This is a genomic window from Bradyrhizobium sp. WBOS08 (assembly GCF_024585125.1).
GTDB classification, from domain to species: Bacteria; Pseudomonadota; Alphaproteobacteria; order Rhizobiales; family Xanthobacteraceae; genus Bradyrhizobium; species Bradyrhizobium japonicum_B.
In genome coordinates this window covers 4,727,404-4,742,773 of sequence record NZ_CP028988.1, presented here as the reverse complement: position 1 = coordinate 4,742,773, position 15,370 = coordinate 4,727,404, and the positions used below count along the sequence as shown (strand labels likewise).

The window sequence follows — 15,370 nt, the reverse complement described above, 5'->3', positions numbered from 1 at the left end:
GCCGGGACGTTTGCCCGTCAGGGCCGCCTTTCAGGATGCTTTGGCGGCCAGAACCAGATCGGCGGCGCGATCTCCGGACCGGACCGATCCCTCGATGGTTGCAGGCAATCCCGTAGCAGTCCAATCCCCGGCAAGGAACAGGTTTTTCAGCGCGGTGACCGGCCCCGGGCGCAGGGCGTTCTGCGCCGGCGTCGCCGCAAATGTGGCGCGCCGCTCGCGCACGATCTGCCATGGCGGCAGCTCGCCGGACACGCCGCCGGCCTTGCAGACGTCGTTCCAGATCGTCTGCGCGAGCTCCTCGCGCGGCATGTCGACCAGACGGTCGCTGTTGCTGATGGTGACGGACAGCCGGTTCGGGAACGCGAACAGCCATTCCACGATTCCGCCGATCACGCCGAGGATCGGCGCCGAACCCGGCGGCGGCGTGATGCGGAAATGCGCATTGACGATGGCGCGGAACTCGGTCGGCGTTTTCAGGCCCGGCAGCAGGCTGGCGGCGGCGCGCGGCGGCACCGCCATCACCACGACATCGCCCTCGCCGAGCTGGATCACGTCCTCGCCGCCGAAATTCAGCGCGCTGGCCTTGCCGTTGCTGCTCGCAAACGAACGCAGCTCATGGCCGAGCTGAACAATGTGGCCACGTTCCTGCAAAAACTTCACCGCGGGCTCGATCAGCACGGCGCTGAGACCGTCGCGGGCGATCAGCGGCCGGCAGGCCTGCCCGCCGGCCAGGAGCGTCTCGCGCACGATGGCGCCGGCAAGCCCGGCCGAACCTTCGGGCGGATCGACGTTGAGGGCCGCGAGCAGCAGCGGCTGCACCAGGCGCTGGTAGAGCACGCCTTCGGTCGGAATGGCCTTGCCGACCAGCGTCTCCTCAGACGCCCAGATCAGCGGCGCCAGCTTGAGGTAATCGGCAAGGCCCGTGTCGGGCACGCGGCGGCTCTCGTCGAGCACCCAGGTCGGCAGCCGGCCGCTGCCGAGATCGATCTGCCAGCGCTGCCCGGTCTTGATGTCGACGAACGGAAACTGCGCGCTTTCCGGCCCGACCAGGCCCGCCTCGGTGCCGATCGCGCGCGCATAGGCCCGCGCATGGCTGTTGCCCGACAGCAGCAGATGATTGCCGTTGTCGATGGTGAGGTTGGTGGCGCCGTCGAAATAGGAGCGGCACCGGCCGCCGAGCTGCTGCGTGGCCTCGTGCACGGCGACCTTGAAGCCGGCATTGGCGAGCCGCACGGCGGCGGAGAGGCCGGAAATCCCGGCACCGATGATGTGAGCTGTCTTTTGCATCAGATGAAAGCGTAACGGAGCAGGATCGCGATGCGTGTGACCTTCGACACGCGCACCGGCTGCCGCGGCGCGTTGAAACCGCGCGCGATCAGCAGATCCAGAATGGAATGATAATATTTCGACATGATCCGCGGCGCGCGCACGACGCGGCGCTTGTTGCGGTTCATGATCTCGTCCGACTTCTCGAAATGTGCCTTCGCACGCTGCGTCAGCGGCAGGCAGGCCTTCGGCAGCGCGCGCTCGGCGATCACGCGGTTCGGATCATCGGAGGTGATACCGGCATGCAGCAGCGCCTCGCGCGGCAGATAGAGCCGGCCGAGGCCGGCGTCCTCGTCGATGTCGCGCAGGATGTTGGTGAGCTGAAGCGCGCGGCCCAGATGATAAGCGAGCTGGATGCCGTCGTCCTCGGGCAGGCCAAAGACCCGCACCGACAGCCGTCCCACCGCGCTGGCGACGCGATCGCAATACAGATCCAGCGTCGCCATGTCGGGCGCGCGGATGTCCTGCGGCACGTCCATCTCCATGCCGTCGACGATCGCCAGGAAGTCCTCGCGCTTGAGGCCGAAGGTCTTCACCGAGGCGACGTAATCCTTCAGCCGCGGCGGCGGATTGCCCTGATAGAGCGCGTCGATGTCGTTGCGCCATTCTTGCAGCGCGGCGAGCCGCTGCTCGCGCGGGCCGTCGGAATCGGCGATGTCGTCGACCTGGCGGCAGAAGCTGTAGATCTGGAACATCGCCTCGCGCTGGTCGCGCGGCAGGATGCGCATCGCGGCGTAGAAGGAGCTGCCGGATGCGGTCGAGCCATAATCGGCGCCGGGCGAGGTCGCCTCAAGCGTCATGTGCGGTCCCCGGTCTGGACATGGGCTTGCGTCCCATCGCGCGGCGGCCGGCCTCACCGAGCATCCCGGCAAGGCTGAAGACGAGCAGCTCGAACTTGTTCAGATGCACCCGCTCGCGCAGGGGATCGCGCACCTTCAAGAGGCGCACGATGCGGTCGGCGTAGGCCTGGATCACCGCGACGTCGACGCCGAGACGAAAGTCCCGGATCTCGGCAGCCAGCGACCTGCCCTCGTCGAGCAGCGCTTCGTTGCGCGCGGCAAGCCCGTGCAGGCAGGCCAGCATCGCCGGCGGCGACTGCGACAGCCCGAGTTGCTCGACCGAGGCGCCGTGTGCCGCCAGCGCATCGCGCGGCAGATAGACGCGGTTGAGCTCGCGGAAATCCTTGCCGCAATCCTGCAGGTGGTTGTTGATCTGCAGGCCTGCGCAGAGCGCATCCGATGCGGCCCAGGTCGAGGTGCTCTCGCCGTGAACGTCGAGCATGAAGCGGCCGACCGGCATCGCCGAATAGCGGCAATAGTGGATGACCTCGTCCCAGGTCTCGTAACGCAGCTTGGTCACGTCCATGCGGAACGCGGTCAGCACGTCCAGCGCATGGCGCGGCGCCATGCCGCGCTCGGCAAGCGCCCGCCGCAAGGCGACGGCCTCGGCCTGGCTATCGCCTTTGCCGAGCAGTTCCGCCTCGAGCAGGTCGAGATAGGCGAGCTTCTGGTCGGGCGAGAGCGTCGCATGGTCGGCGATGTCGTCGGCGGTGCGGACGAAATTGTAATAGGCCAGGATCAGGGCGCGATGACGCGGATGAATGATCCAGGACGCGACGGGAAAATTCTCGTCGCGGTCTCCCTTGCCGGATCGCAATTCGCTCGCAGAGGTCATCGAGGGCTGGCTTACAATCGTCTGGATGGAAAGGGCTTGTTCGCTCGCGGGCTCGTGCCGGCGATCCGCCGCGGCCCCCATATAGGGGAATACGGCCGCAAAACCAATCCTGTCTCGCGATGGCTGCCCTTGGTGAAAAGGGCACGAAAAGGCGGCCCCGGGGCCGCCTTTTGTGGGCCAGTGGCCGAGCTTACTGGTTGTGGTTCTTCAGGACCTGGTCGCAGGCCTGCGAGATCTTGGAGCGGTTCTCCTTGAGGCAGGCCAGGATGGTGAAATCGCCCTGGTCGATGACCGGACGGCAGAACTTCTGCACGTCGCGGGTGCAGGCCTTCTGCTCGGCGTCCGTGCCGCGTCCTGCCTGGGCGAATGCCGCGGTCGAAACGGAAGCCGACAGCAGGGTGAGAGCGACGAGAAGCTTACGCATTGTATTCCTTCATTCTGGCGGCAGAATCGCACCGGACCCGGACTGCACTGGGCTGACGACCGGAACGGCTTGTTCTGATGGCAAATCGCCGCGGACATAGCGGCTTTCAGAGAAGGCACAAGCACTGGCAAATGCGGCCAAATTGGCGCCGCACCCACCAAATCAGGTCTTCCCTCGGCCTTGATTGACAGATGTAAGGGATTGATACTACGTCATAATTCAAGGCTGCGGCGTTTTAGTGCAGACCTGTTGCAGAGCTGCATCTCTCCATCCCGCCTTTGCCGCCGGACACATGCCGAAACAGCGCAAATCGGCGGCTCCCGGGCTGGCGCGAGGCGTCGTGAATGGCCATCTCTGGCGGCCAGGCTTTGAACCTGCCACTGGCTCGGAGCACTAAACTTTCGATGTGGCGAGACGTTATCACGCGCAAGCGGGCGTCATTCTAAAACGGGATATTCGAGATGACATTCTTTGGGCGATCTGGACTGGCAATCAAGGCGGCCGGCATCGGGGCGGCGCTGCTCTTCTCGGTTTCGGCAGGCCACGCTCAGTCGTCCGGCCCGTTTGCCGGTTTCGACGGCGCATGGAGCGGCACCGGCACGGTGTCGCTGTCCGACGGCTCCACCGAGCGCATTCGCTGCAAGGCCGACTACAAGGTCGCCGGCAGCGGCCTCAACCTGAAGCAGGCCCTGCACTGCGCCTCCGACAGCTACAAGTTCGACCTCACCAGCGACGTGACCAGCCAGGGCGAGCGCATCTCCGGCAATTGGAGCGAGTCCAGCCGCAACATCTTCGGCAATCTCCAGGGCACCGCCGGCGGCGGCCAGATCGAAGTGTTCGTCGAGGCCAACGGCTTTGCCGCCAATCTCTCGCTGCGCACCAACGGCACCAAGCAAACCGTGCAGATCTCCTCCAAGGGCGAGATCCGCGGCGTCAACATCACCATGACGAAGAGCTGATCCCGTCCGGCTTGCGAAAGGATACGGCCCCCGGCTCTCGCGACCCGGGGGCTTTTTGCTGACATCGTCGCAACCATGAACCCGACTCGCAGACACGTCCTGATGGCGGCCGGCTTCTTTGCCGCCAGTCGCGCTTTCGCCAATGAGCAACCGTCAATTCGGCAAGGGGCGGCCATGCAGCCTTCGACCGTGAAGCCGCGTCACGTGCTCTGCTTCCTCGGCAAGGACGAGGGCCTGCTGCATCCTCCCGAAGCAGTGGTCAAGACGATCGCGGATTTCAACTTCGAGATCGACCGCACCTATTCGCAGGCCAAACCCGATCCGCATATGGAGCGCTCGTTCGGCGTGTGCTGGGACCGCGTCTTTCCGAAGGCGTGGTCCGAGGCCGACGAAATGGCCGTGCTCAACCACAAGGCCGTGCTCTACGTGCTGAGCCCGCCGATGGAGCAGCAGAAGACGGTGGCCTATTCAGCCGCCGCCCTGCGCATCGTCGAGGAGATGATCGAGGCCGGCGCCATTGCCGTGAAGGGCGAGAGCGCGGGCGTCGCCCACGGCCTCGCGCGGTGGCGGCAACTGGCCCGGGAGTGCAAGGCGGCCGCGAACACGAACCAGGGCCTTGCCGTCACGGCAGCGATGAGCCGGACCTGCCGCCTCGCTTTCGCCAAGCGGCCGCTCGCCGGTGACACCCACAACGAAAGTGTCGGCTTCCACCTCGTCGGGCTGCCGGATGTCTATGTCGCGCGATCGCGCGGCAGCGACCGGAACGCGGCGAAGCTGATGGACGAGATTGCGGACGCCATGGCCGCGCGCGGCATCGAGGCGACGCTGCGCGACCGCAAGCTCACGCTGTCGCGGGAGCAGGACTACGCCGAGGGCGAGTTCAAGTTCAATCCTTACGGGATCGTCCGCATCGGAGCGTGAGGGTGCCGGGCAGCGTCCGGCGCCAACCGATCAGATCGCCGGCTTGTCGGCCCCCTGCAGCCGGGCGTGCAGATTGATCAGCCACATCGCCGTCGGCCTGAGGATGAAGAGGTCGGCGACGAGGGCCATCACCATCGAGAAGGCGCTGAGCCAGCCGAACAGCCGCAGCGACGGCAGGTCGGAGAACACGGTGACGACGAGGCCGCAGGCCAGCACCACCGTGGTCAGGATCAGCGCCGGTCCGACCAGCACGGTCGCCCGCTCCACCGCGAGCGCAGAGCCGACCCCCGGCCTGTTCTCCAGGCGCAGGCGGTTGAGGAAGTGGATGGTGGCGGAAAGGCCGAGGCCGAACGAGACCGTGAGCGCGACGACGCTGGCGAATTGCAGCCCCTCTCCCATCGCCCACAGCACCGTGCCCGACATCACCACCGGGAAGATGCCCGGCAGGATGCAGGCGAGCGTCACCACCCAGGAGCGGAACGCGAGGCCGATGAAGATCGCGACCAGCGCAAACTCGATCGTGAGGCCGTGGTTCAGCTTCTCGATCATGCTGGCCGAGTTGCGGGCGGCAATCGCAGCCAAGCCCGTCACCGCGATTTCGTAACCGGGATGCTTCTTGCGCACGGCGTCGAGCTCGCTGTCGAGCTTGTCGACGATCGGCAGCAGCTGGCTGGAATCCTTGTCCGGCACGCGGCCGGCCACCACGACGGCGTCCTGCTCGGCGTCGATGAATCGACGCACCAGATGCTCGGGGATGACGCTGACATATTCCTTCAGCGTCGCGACGTCGCCGCTGCCGGCCTTTTCCGCCAGCCAGCGGCGCAGCGTCTCCAGCGACCACACATTGCCGACCCCGGCGGATTTCTCGACCGTCGCGTGCACCTCCGCGATGGTCTGAAGCGTTTCCGGCGAATAGAGCGATTGCCCCTTCGGAAACGCGATCAGCACGTTGACCGGATTGGCGCCGGTGAGCTTGGCGTCCAACCGGTCGCTGGCGGCGACCGCCTGGCGCTTGTCCGGCACCTGGTCGGCGAGCCGGTAGCGCGGCTCCAGATTGGCGTAGATGACGCCGAGGCCGCCGACGAACAGCACGGCGATCAGACTGAACAGGCCTGGCCGGCCGACCATGCGCACGGCGATCCAGTAGCAGAAATTGCGCAGCGCCTGGACGCCGGCATCCGCGCCCTGGAACTTGACCGCAAACACCTTCTCGTTGCGCACGAACAGCACGCCGAACACCGGCACCAGCGACAGCACCGCGACCAGCGCGATGATGGTGGCGGCGAGGCCCGCCTCGCCGAACTTGCGGATCAGGTCGGAGTCAGAGAATTGCAGCGCGATGAAGGAAATGCCGGCGGTGCCGTGCGTCAGAACGCAGGCGGGTCCCACCACCAGCACCGCGTTCTTGAACGCGGTGAACTTGTCCTGGCCCGCGATCAGCCGGTCACGCGCGGCGAAGGTGAGCTGCATCGAATCCGAGAAGCTGATCACCATGATGAGCGGCGTCATCACGTTCAGGAACATGTTGAGGTTGAAATTGGCCCAGCCGAGCGCGCCGAGCGCCAGCAGGATCGCGATCATCGGCGGGAACGCCGCCGCGATCATGAACGAGACCTTGCGGAAGAAGATGATGGCGATGATGCAGCCGGCGAGAATGCCGAGGATGTTGTAGGTCAGCCCGTCGCGCTCGACGGCGTTGCGGATCTCGAGCTGCATCACCGGAACGCCGGAGAGCTGCACGTTGAGCCCGGTGTCGCCGAGACTTTCCTTCATCAGCGCGCGGATGTCGGCCACGGTCTTGGTCAGCTTGTTGGAGGCGACGACCTCCGGATCGAGCGACAGCACGATGAGCGCCAGCGTCCCGTCTTCCGACAGCAGCTTGCCGCGGATGATCTCGTTGTTCTTGACCGTCTCGATGAACTTGTCGTAGTCGGCGCCTTCGGGCAGCTCGGCCGGGAACAGAGCCGCCGGCAGCTTGCCCGGCGCCGGCGCCTGGCGCGCCGAGAACAGCGAGACCAGCCCGCGCGTGCCGTCAACCAGCTGCAAGTCGGTGACGAAGTCGCGCAACTTCTCCAAATTGTCGCGCGCCAGCAGGTTCTTGCCCTCGACCACGACAAGGACGTCGAATTCCTCGGCCGGGAACTTCTTCGTCACCTCTTCATACTGCTTGAATTCGCGGGTATCGGAGCGAAACAGCTGCGACAGCGAATCGTCGATCTTGATCCGGTGGATGCCGAACACGGCGCCGATGATCAGCGCGACCAGGACGATGCAGGAGACGATCGGCGCCCGGACGGCGATCAGTCCGAGCCGCTCCAGCCCGAAGGCGATCGAGGACGTAGGTCCCTGCTCGACCTTGTCGACATGAACCTCATTCTCGCTGTGCTTTTCGAGCATGCCTTGTCCAGTTCCTAAATCATCGGTCTTGAGAGCTTATTGCGCTCCGCGAGCGGCTTGAAAACGCCATACCAATGGGAGGCTTGCCCTTTGAAAATGCGCGGAAAATCGCCGCGAGGGGTTTAGCAGGTCAATTACCCCTCTCGCAAGCCAGCGAAGCGTGGGCGAATCGATCAAGATGCGGCGATTTCGGGCCCTTGCCGCGGGTCACCCGGGCGAGAATGTGCCAATTCGACGCGGCGCACGGTCCGCGCTCTCGTCCTTCAGCGCCACGCCGCTGACCTGCCGGGCCAGCCCCTCGCGGACCAGCCAGGCGATCTTGAAGGCGGCCTCGTCATAGCTGAGCCCGGCGTGGTGGATGTTGGACACGCAATTGCGCTCGGCATCGCTGCGGCCGGGCTTCGGCGCGAAGGTCAGATAGGCACCGAGACTGTCCGGCGCCGACAGGCCGGGCCGCTCGCCGATCAACATCACGACCATGCGCGCGCCGAGAATGGCGCCGATCTCGTCGCCGAGCGCAACGCGCGCACCTGAGGCGACGACGACTTGGCTGACGACGACTTGGCCGACGGCGACGGCATCGCCTTCCGCGAGCAGCGGCAGCAGGCGCCCCACCAGGGCCGCCGCATGGGCGTGGACCGCCGCGGCGGACAGCCCGTCGCCGATCACCAGCGCGAGCTGGCATGGCGCGGAAGCCGCTCGCTTCAAGACCTCGACCGAGCCGGGCTCGAGCCGTCGCCCCAGATCCGGCCGCCGCAGATAATCCCTGCGGTCGACCGCCTGGCTCCTCGCCTCGGTGACATCGAGGCCGAGGCCACGGAGATCGGCGAGCAGGCGCGGCGCATCGAAGGCGGCATGCACGGCATCACGAGCGCGGGCATGGTCGAGCGTGAAATCGAGCAGCGCCCCGGTCGGCACGCTTGCACCGGTGCGGCCCAGCGCGACGCGCGCGGGCGTGAACGACCTGAGGTCGATGGCGGGGCGGGCCGGAACCGACGGGTCGCTCATTCGGCCGGAACGGCGGCCTCGCGCAGCCGGATCGAATAGTTCGAGGCATTCTGCCTGCCGCTGGAGGCCGCGCGCGCAAAGGTGATGAGATGATGCGCGACCAGCGTGCATCCGATCAGACCTTCGAGATCGCCGCGCCTGATGCGTCCCAGCGCAAATTTCCAGAACACGCGCCTGTAGTCGCCGAGCACGCCGACCTTCCAGAAGATGTTGCGCAGCATGACGAGACCGCGACGGATGTTGGGCCAGGTCTTCATCTCGTCCGACACCGGCACCTTGAGACGGTTCGTGTAAACATGATCGCACTGATGCTGGTAGCGGGCGTAGACCTTCTCCGGCGCGTAAGCGACCGCCATGGCCTGCTTCCAGGACGCGACGACCTCGTCATAAGGCAGCAGGAAGTCGACGTTGGAATCGCGGCCGTCGTCGTGGATCAGGCGGCCCTCGCGCTCGAGCCGGTCCCACAGCGGCGTCTTCGGCAGCGCCTGCAGCAGGTTGATGGTGAGCAGCGGAATGCGCGATTCCTCGACGAAGGCGAGCAGCGCCTCCGACGTATTCGGCTTGTCGGTGTCGAGCCCCATGATGATGCCCGAGACGACCTCCATGCCGTAGGAGTTGATGGTGCGCACGCCCTCCAGGATCGGGACCATCATGTTGTGGTCCTTCTGCATCGCCTTCAGCGCGTCGGGATCGGGCGTCTCGATGCCGCAGAAGATGGTGACGAAATAGGCCTCGCGCATCTTCTCGAGGATCTCGGGCCGCTTGGCGATGTTGAGCGTCGCCTCGCAGGCGAGCCGGACCACGTAGCCGGTCCGCTGCTGCCATTCGATCAGATGCGGCAACAGGTCCAGCGCCGCCTTGCGGTTGCCGATGAAATTATCGTCGACGAAATAGACCGTGTCGGTCATGCCGCATTCGCGCAGGCGATCGAGCTCGGCGATGATCTGCTGCGGCGTCTTGATGCGCGGATTGCGGCCGTAGAGGCCGGGGATGTCGCAGAACTCGCACTGATAGGGACAGCCGCTGGAATATTGGATGCTGCCGAGAAAATACTTCTTCACGTCGGCAAGCTCGTAGGCCGGGATCGGAAACTCCGTCATCGGCACGCGATCCTTGGTGGTCAGCACGACCTGGCTCTCGGGGCGAGAGGTGTCGCGCGACAGGATCTCGATCAGCTGGTTGGTGGCATCGCCGAGCTCGCCGACATGGAGATAATCGAACGAGGGATAATAATCCGGACAGGCGCTGACGGAGGGGCCGCCAAGCGCGACCGGCAGGTCGAATTCATGCGCGCGGCGGCAGATGTCGTTCATCTGCTGGCGCTGGATGTGCATGCCGCTGACGAAGACCGCCTCGGCCCATTCGAACTCCTCCCTGGTCGTGCGGCGGAGATTCTCGTCAACGAATCTGACCTGCCACTCTTTCGGAAGGTAGGCGGAGATCAGCAGCAATCCCTGCGGCGGCATGAAGGCGCGGACGCCGTCGGTCAGGGGATAGGAATGCTCGAACGTACCGAACGACGAGGTGTAGCGCGGAAATACACAGAGGATCCGCCGGGACGTTCCGTTACTTTCAGCTCGCATCTAAGCTCCCCCGCCACGACCTGGTTGCGGAAATTGCCAGCCAGACACATAGCGTAATGCTGCAGCCGGAATTTCTCAATATTGTGGCATAAGCATAATTCCTGGAGCCGCCGATAGTTTCCTGAGGAAGCGAGTTTGGCGCTTTGCGCCGCCTCACGCGATCAGACGCGAGGCAAAATCGGGCAGCAGGCCCGCATCGCCGGCAATCCGGAAATCGGCGCCGGTGATGCCCGACCGCGCCAGCCAATCGTCGAATTCCGGCGCGCGGCGCAGACCGAAGACGTCACGAACATAGAGCGCGTCGTGAAAAGACGTCGACTGGTAGTTCAGCATGACGTCGTCGGCGCCGGGAACGCCCATGATGAAGGTGACGCCGGCAGCCGCGAGCAGCGTCAGCAAATTGTCCATGTCGTCCTGGTCCGCCTCGGCGTGGTTGGTGTAGCAGATGTCGACCCCGAGCGGCAGGCCGAGCAGCTTGCCGCAGAAATGATCCTCCAGCCCGGCGCGGATGATCTCCTTGCCGTCGTAGAGATATTCCGGGCCGATGAAGCCGACCACGCTGTTGACCAGGAGCGGGGCAAAGGCGCGGGCGACCGCATAGGCGCGCGCCTCGCAGGTCTGCTGGTCGACGCCGTGATGGGCGCCCGCCGACAGCGCCGAGCCCTGGCCGGTCTCGAAATACATCACGTTCTGACCGACGGTGCCGCGCTTCAGCGACAGGCCGGCCTGCTGCGCCTCCTTCAGCAGCGCAAGGTCGACGCCGAAGCTGCGGTTGGCGGCCTCGGTGCCGGCGACCGACTGGAAGACGAGATCGACCGGCACGCCCTGCCCGATCAGCGACAGCGTCGTCGTGATGTGGGTCAGCACGCAACCCTGCGTCGGAATCGCCAGCCGCGCGATGATCTCGTCGAGCAGGCGCAGCAATTGCGCGATTCCCGCCGGATCGTCGCTGGCCGGATTGATGCCGATGCAGGCATCGCCCGCCCCGAGGAGGATGCCGTCGAGGATCGAGGCGGTGATGCCCCTGGCATCGTCGAAGGGATGGTTGGGCTGCAACCGCGTGCTCATCCGCCCCTTCAGGCCGATGGTGTTGCGGAAGGCGGTGGTGACCTCGCATTTCCGCGCCGCCAGGATCAGATCCTGGTTGCGCATCAGCTTCGACACCGCCGCCGCCATCTCCGGCGTGAGGCCGCCCGCCAGCCTGCGCAGGACCTCGGGTGTTGCGGCATCCGACAACAGCCAGTCGCGGAAGGCCCCAACCGTCAGGGATGCCACCGGCGCGAAGGCCGTCGCATCATGGCTGTCGATGACGAGGCGGGTGACCTCGTCGGCCTCATAGGGGATGACCGCCTCCTGCAGGAATCGGGCGAGCGGGACGTCGGCCAGCGCCATCCGGGCCGCGATCATCTGCTCGGCGCTGTCGGCGGCGATCCCGGCCAGCCGGTCGCCGGAGCGTGGCGGGGTCGCCTTGGCCAGGAGATCGCGCAGGTCCGGGAACGTGTGGGTCGTGGCGTCGATGGTGTGGCGGTAGACCAAGGCCCTCTCCGGGGTTCGTCGGCCGCTGGCCGGATCCAAGACGATCCGAAGACTATATCTTCGGATCAAGACACTGAAATATCTTAGTTTTCCTTCGACCAATGGCCAACAGGGCTGACCGACGCGTTAACGCCACATCCATCTTCATCCTGCATAGTTTTGCATCAATTCTGCACGCCCTCGTTCACCGGCCGTTTCAGGCCATTCCGGGCCCCCTGAGTACCATGACATCAGACCGATCTGGGAATGCCGCCAAGCTGGCGGGCCGTTTCACGCTTGCCACCAAGCTCTACGCGATCTTCGCGCTGTTCGCGCTGCTCACGGCGGCGATCGCCGTGCTGTCCGACTACAACAGCCGCCGCAGCACCGAGCTGACCAACGCGATCGAGACGGCGAACGCCGCCGCGCTGAACGTCGAGCGGGTCAACTCGCTGGTCTATGCGGTCGTGATGGAATCGCGCGGCGTTTACATGTCGACCGAGCCCGCCGTGGTGAAGAAATACGGCGACGGCCTGCTCAAGTTCAACGCGCAGATCCTGGACGTCGTGAAGCGCTGGGAGACCATCGTCAAGGCAGACGATGCCGAGCAGTTCGCCACCTTCAAGAAGCGCATCGAGCAATTCGTCGAGTTCCGCAAGGAGCTGGTGCGGCGCGGCGTCGAGATCAATGCGGCCGCAGGGCGCGAATGGGGCGACAACGACGCCAACCGCGCCGTGCGCTCGGCGCTGAACAAGGATCTCGAGGTGCTGTCCAAGGTCTATGCCGAGCGCGCCAGGCAGATCGCGCAGCAGACCGAGGCCAACCACGGATTGTCCTTGGTGCTGACCTGCCTCGGCGGCGTGGCGCTGGCTTTGGTCGTGATCGGCATCGTCATCATCGCCCGCTCGATCGCCCGGCCGCTCGCCGCGATCACCGCGACGATCAAGCAGGTCGCCGATGGCACCGAGGACGTCGTGGTGCCGCACAGTGGCCGCGCCGACGAGATCGGCGCGCTCGCCCGCGCGATCCAGGTCTTTCAGGAAGCCATGCGCCGCAACCGCAACCTCGCCTCGCAGGTCTCGCAGGACTCCGCCGCCCGCGAGGAGCGCGCCCGCCACATCGAACGATCCTTCGAGCAGTTTCGCGAGGCGATCGGCGCGATCATGCGCGGCCTCAGCGACAACGCCTCCGTCATGCGCCAGACCGCGCAGACCATCACCCGCGTGACCGCGGATGCGAACAGCCGCGCCGGCACGGCGGCCAACGCCACCGCGCAGGCCGCCCACAACGTCACGGCAGTGGCGGGCGCGGCCGAGGAGCTGTCCGCCTCGGTGGTGGAGATCGGCCGCCAGGTGCGGCAGAGCGCCGGCGCGGTCGAGCAGACCGGCCAGCGCACCGAGAAGTCGATTTCCGAGATCGAGAGCCTCGCCGCGGCCACGCAGCGCATCGACGGCGTGCTCAATCTGATCCAGGCCATCGCCGAGCAGACCAACCTGCTGGCGCTCAACGCCACCATCGAGGCCGCGCGGGCCGGCGATGCCGGCCGCGGCTTTGCCGTGGTCGCCCATGAAGTGAAGGCGCTCGCGGGCCAGACCGCCAAGGCCACCGCCGAGATCAGCGAGAACGTCGCAATGATCCAGTCCTCGACCCGCAACGCGGTCGACGCCGTGCGCGAGATTGGCGGCGCGGTGCGCGAGATCAACGAGGTCACCTCCGCGATCGCCGGCGCCGTCGGTCAGCAGGACGCCGCCACGCGCGAGATCTCGTCCAACGCGCAGAGCGCCGCGCAGGGCAACGAGACTCTGGTGGCCAACATCACCTCCCTGCGCGACGCCATCGGCGAGACCGACACGGCCGCCGCCTCGGTGCTGAGTGCGGCCGGCAGCGTGGCCGAGACCGCCGACACGCTGTCGCGCGAGGTGGAGAAATTCTTCCAGAACCTGCGCGCGGGGTCGGAAGACGGGCGCATCGCCAAGGCGGGATGACGGGGCAATCGGACCACAGCGCTCGCTTGAGCAATTCGCCGGCATGAAATCGGCATTCACCCTGGGACGGTTTGTGTTGACCCAGGTCAATGCCGCACTTGCGCGTTCCGGTCTGATGGCGCCCTCATGGAACTCGCGATCAAATTGCTCATCGGCGGCACGGGCAGCCTCGCTTCCTATTTGGCGGCGCATGTCCTGCTGTGCTTGTTGCCGGCCTTCTTCATCGCCGGGGCAATGGTGGCGCTGATCCCCAAGGCCAGCATTACGCGCTGGCTGGGACGCAACACGCCGGCCTATGTATCCTACCCGGCGGCTGCCGCAGCCGGCTCCGTGCTGGCCGTGTGCTCCTGCACCATCGTGCCGTTGTTTGCAGGCATCTACCGGAAAGGCGCGGGCATCGGCCCGGCAATCGCTTTCCTGTTCTTTGCGCCTGCAGGCAACATCATGGCGTTGACCTACACCGGCAGCATACTGGGACTGGAGTTTGCCGTCGCCCGCGTGGTGATGTGCCTGCTGTTCGGCATTGGAATCGGCCTGCTGATGGCACTGCTGTTCTGGCGCGACGATGTCGGCCATGACGCCCAGACGGACGCCCTGTTCGCCGAGCAGGCTGCCGTTTCCCCGGCGGCACTGGGCGTGCTGTTGTCGCTTGTAGCGGTGTTGATTGCCGGCACCATCAAATTGTGGCCGTTCACGGCCACGATGGCGACCGTTCATCTGCCCTTGCCATGGGCCGAGGCCTGGCAGACCTTGCTGTTTCAATGGATGCCATACGACGTTGGCAAAGGCGAGGAAGGTGTCGGCTTTCACGGATCCGTTCTGATTGTCCTGCTGTTGCTCATTGCCGCGACCGTGTGGAAAGGGATGGAGAACATCATCGAAGGCGCCAATCTCTGGACCTGGCTGGCACTTGGCCTCTCCGCCACCACCTTGCTGGTGGCCGCCGCGCGCCTGACGCCCGAGCCGGGCGGACTGGAGCTGGGACTGACGGGACGCGTGCTGGCGGTTGCCCTCAGCATGTGGGCGGTGTGGCACTTCGCGAGCAAGCTCGCTGCCGATGATTGGCGGTCGTGGCTGTGGGAGTCCTGGCGCTTCGTGAAGCAGATATTTGCGCTGCTCCTGGTGGGCGTGTTCCTGGTCGGCATGGTGCGTCAGGTCATTCGACCGGAATGGATCGAGAGCCTTGCCGGCAGCAACACCCTGCTCGCCAATGCACTGGGGGTGGGCTTTGGCGTCTTCATGTACTTTCCAACTCTGGTGGAAGTGCCGGTGGCACGCATGTTCCTCGATCTCGGTATGCATCCCGGTCCGCTGCTGGCCTACCTGATGGCCGACCCCGAATTGAGTCTTCAGAGCATGTTGATGGTGGCGGTCGTGATCGGCCGCGCCAAGACCGCCGCCTATGTGGGGGCCGTGGCGTTGTTCAGCATCACCGCAGGCCTGATCTACGGCGCGTGGGTCGACGGCATGGGTTGGGCGCCACTGGCTCTTACGCTGACGTTCATCGTGGCCGCAATAGGCGGCTCGCTGGTCTGGCTACGGCAGCGCCAGCGCGCGGCCGCTCCCGCGTAGCACGTT

The 15,370-nt window shown here is 65.7% G+C and carries 12 protein-coding genes; 4 read left to right on the top strand and 8 right to left on the bottom strand.

Annotation, left to right across the window (positions count from 1 at the left end):
• Positions 1-30 precede the first annotated feature (30 nt).
• From hpnE to DCM80_RS22235, 4 genes are all read right to left on the bottom strand, one after another.
• Positions 31-1,287 (bottom strand): hydroxysqualene dehydroxylase HpnE, encoded by a 1,257-nt coding sequence (hpnE, locus tag DCM80_RS22250; protein WP_257193707.1) that lies wholly within the window; start codon positions 1,285-1,287, stop codon positions 31-33.
• Complete coding sequence (hpnD, locus tag DCM80_RS22245) at positions 1,287-2,126, bottom strand: presqualene diphosphate synthase HpnD (protein WP_257193706.1); 840 nt, start codon at positions 2,124-2,126, stop codon at positions 1,287-1,289. The genes hpnE and hpnD overlap by 1 nt, the downstream gene beginning before the upstream one ends.
• Complete coding sequence (gene hpnC / locus DCM80_RS22240) at positions 2,116-3,000, bottom strand: squalene synthase HpnC (protein WP_257193705.1); 885 nt, start codon at positions 2,998-3,000, stop codon at positions 2,116-2,118. The genes hpnD and hpnC overlap by 11 nt, the downstream gene beginning before the upstream one ends.
• Positions 3,001-3,190: 190 nt before the next feature.
• Positions 3,191-3,424, bottom strand: coding sequence for a hypothetical protein (locus DCM80_RS22235; protein WP_257193704.1), 234 nt, complete (start codon positions 3,422-3,424; stop codon positions 3,191-3,193).
• Positions 3,425-3,885: 461 nt separating this feature from the next.
• Here DCM80_RS22235 and DCM80_RS22230 point away from each other — a divergent pair, with 461 nt between their 5' ends.
• Both DCM80_RS22230 and DCM80_RS22225 read left to right on the top strand, forming a co-directional pair.
• Positions 3,886-4,383 (top strand): hypothetical protein, encoded by a 498-nt coding sequence (locus DCM80_RS22230; protein ID WP_028135322.1) that lies wholly within the window; start codon positions 3,886-3,888, stop codon positions 4,381-4,383.
• Positions 4,384-4,458: 75 nt separating this feature from the next.
• Positions 4,459-5,304, top strand: coding sequence for a hypothetical protein (locus DCM80_RS22225; RefSeq protein ID WP_257193703.1), 846 nt, complete (start codon positions 4,459-4,461; stop codon positions 5,302-5,304).
• Positions 5,305-5,334: 30 nt separating this feature from the next.
• Here the strand turns inward: DCM80_RS22225 and DCM80_RS22220 are convergent, their stop codons facing one another.
• The 4 genes from DCM80_RS22220 to DCM80_RS22205 all read right to left on the bottom strand — a co-directional run bounded on the left by DCM80_RS22220 (position 5,335) and on the right by DCM80_RS22205 (position 11,828).
• Entirely contained in the window at positions 5,335-7,701 is a 2,367-nt protein-coding gene (locus DCM80_RS22220) for an RND family transporter (protein ID WP_257193702.1), read from the bottom strand.
• Between the two features lie 207 nt (positions 7,702-7,908).
• Positions 7,909-8,709: an ethanolamine ammonia-lyase subunit EutC gene (gene eutC, locus DCM80_RS22215; RefSeq protein ID WP_257193701.1), complete on the bottom strand. Its 801-nt coding sequence runs from the start codon at positions 8,707-8,709 to the stop codon at positions 7,909-7,911.
• Positions 8,706-10,292: a B12-binding domain-containing radical SAM protein gene (locus DCM80_RS22210; RefSeq protein WP_257193700.1), complete on the bottom strand. Its 1,587-nt coding sequence runs from the start codon at positions 10,290-10,292 to the stop codon at positions 8,706-8,708. The genes eutC and DCM80_RS22210 overlap by 4 nt, the downstream gene beginning before the upstream one ends.
• Positions 10,293-10,445: 153 nt before the next feature.
• Positions 10,446-11,828 carry an ethanolamine ammonia-lyase subunit EutB gene (locus DCM80_RS22205; RefSeq protein ID WP_257193698.1) on the bottom strand — a complete coding sequence of 461 codons (1,383 nt, stop codon included), beginning with the start codon at positions 11,826-11,828 and terminating at the stop codon, positions 10,446-10,448.
• Positions 11,829-12,052: 224 nt separating this feature from the next.
• On the opposite strand from DCM80_RS22205, the gene DCM80_RS22200 reads away from it, so the two are divergent.
• Both DCM80_RS22200 and DCM80_RS22195 read left to right on the top strand, forming a co-directional pair.
• Positions 12,053-13,792 (top strand): methyl-accepting chemotaxis protein, encoded by a 1,740-nt coding sequence (locus DCM80_RS22200; protein ID WP_257193697.1) that lies wholly within the window; start codon positions 12,053-12,055, stop codon positions 13,790-13,792.
• Between the two features lie 126 nt (positions 13,793-13,918).
• Complete coding sequence (locus DCM80_RS22195; RefSeq protein WP_257193696.1) at positions 13,919-15,364, top strand: permease; 1,446 nt, start codon at positions 13,919-13,921, stop codon at positions 15,362-15,364.
• The last annotated feature ends 6 nt before the right edge of the window (positions 15,365-15,370 follow it).